Source organism: Streptomyces sp. NPDC017246, assembly GCF_044331325.1.
In the GTDB taxonomy this organism is placed as follows: Bacteria; Actinomycetota; Actinomycetes; order Streptomycetales; family Streptomycetaceae; genus Streptomyces.
The window spans coordinates 1-1,666 of record NZ_JBIRMW010000046.1 but is presented as its reverse complement, the minus strand read 5'-3'; the positions used below and the strand labels follow the sequence as shown (position 1 = coordinate 1,666).

At 69.6% G+C, this 1,666-nt stretch carries 1 protein-coding gene; it reads right to left on the bottom strand.

Going from position 1 to position 1,666, the window contains the following annotated elements; translation table 11 throughout:
* Nucleotides 1-1,666 (bottom strand): condensation domain-containing protein (locus ACH4MY_RS38175; protein WP_398009458.1); only part of this gene is annotated, 1,666 nt, incomplete at both ends.

The window sequence follows — 1,666 nt, the reverse complement described above, 5'->3', positions numbered from 1 at the left end:
ATCAGCCACCGAGCCACACGATTCGACCAACGATCCAACTCCCCATACGTCAAAGACCGCCCGTCACACACCACCGCCACCGCATCCGGCGTCCGTGCCACCTGCTCCCCGAAGAGAACCGGCAACGACACACCCCGCGTCTCCCGCACCTCACCGTTCCACCCCACCAACACCCGCTCCCGCTCCACGACATCGAGCACCTCGACATCGCCCACAGGCCGGCCCGGATCAGCAGACAGCTCCCCGAGAACCCGTACGAAACGATCCGCGATCCCCTGAGCCGTCACCCGATCGAAGAGATCGGTGCTGAAGTCCAGTGCACCTCCGTGCTCCGAGAGGCGGAAGGAGAGGTCGAACTTGGCGGCGCCGGCCCCGACGGGCTGGCTCGTCACATCGAGGCCGGGCAGGGCGGCGACGGCCGAAGCGGCCTCGGATTCGGTGTTGTTGAGGACGATCATGGTCTGGAAGAGGGGGTGGCGAGCGAGGGACCGCTCGGGGTTCACCGCCTCCACCAGACGCTCGAACGGCAGGTCCTGATGCGCGTACGCCTCCAGATCCGCCCCACGCACCCGCTCGATCAACTCCGCGAACGTCGGATCACCCGACACATCCGTCCGCAGCACCAGCGTGTTCACGAAGAACCCGACCAGATCGTCCAGAGCATCGTCCGTACGACCCGCGATCGGGGTACCGAGCGGAATGTCCTCCCCCGCCCCGAGCCTGCTCAGCAGCGTCGCCAGACCCGCCTGAAGCACCATGAACAGACTCGCCCGGTGCTCGCGGGCGACCTGGGTGAGCCGCTCGTGGAGGCCTTCGGGGAAGGCGAAGGTGACGCGGTCGCCCTCGTACGAGGCGGTCGCCGGCCGGGGCCGGTCGAAGGGCAGGACCAGCTCCTCCGGGAGACCAGCCAGGGTCTCCTTCCAATAGGACAGCTGACGCGAGAGCTCGCTCTCCGCGTCCTCCTCCGCTCCGAGCAGCTCGCGCTGCCAGAGGCTGTAGTCCGCGTACTGCACCGGCAGCGGCCGCCAAGCCGGAGCCGTGCCCAGCGTGTGGGCCGCGTAGGCGGTGGCGAGGTCGCGGGCCAGCGGGCCCATCGACCAGGCGTCGCCCGCGATGTGGTGGACGACCGCGAGCAGGACGTGCTCGTCGTCGCCCAGCCTGAACAGCCGTGCTCTCAGCGGCAGATCGCGCGTCAGGTCGAACGGCGTGCGTATCTCGGAGCGGAGGGCGTCGTCGAGCGCGTCGGCCGTGACGGTCGACGCACGCAGCTCGACCTCGGTGGCGCGGGCCGCGTCGAGGACGACCTGGTGGGCGGAGCCGTCGGCGTCCTCGGCGAAGACGGTGCGGAGGCTCTCGTGCCGGGTCACGACATCGGCCAGGGCACGGCCCAGTGCCTCCTCGTCGAGCGGGCCCGACAGGCGCAGGGCCACCGGGATGTTGTACGTGGAGCTCGGCCCCTCGAACTGGTGGAGGAACCACAGTCGCTGCTGGGCAAGTGAGAGCGGAAGCCGCTCGGGGCGCCGGGCCACGGCCTTGACCCCGGTACGGCCACTCGCCGATTCGTCCAGCCTGGTGGCGAGTGCGGCGATGGTGGGTGCCTCGAAGATCTGCCGGACGGCGAGTTCGACGTCCAGGACACTCCGGACACGGCTGACGAGCTTGGTCG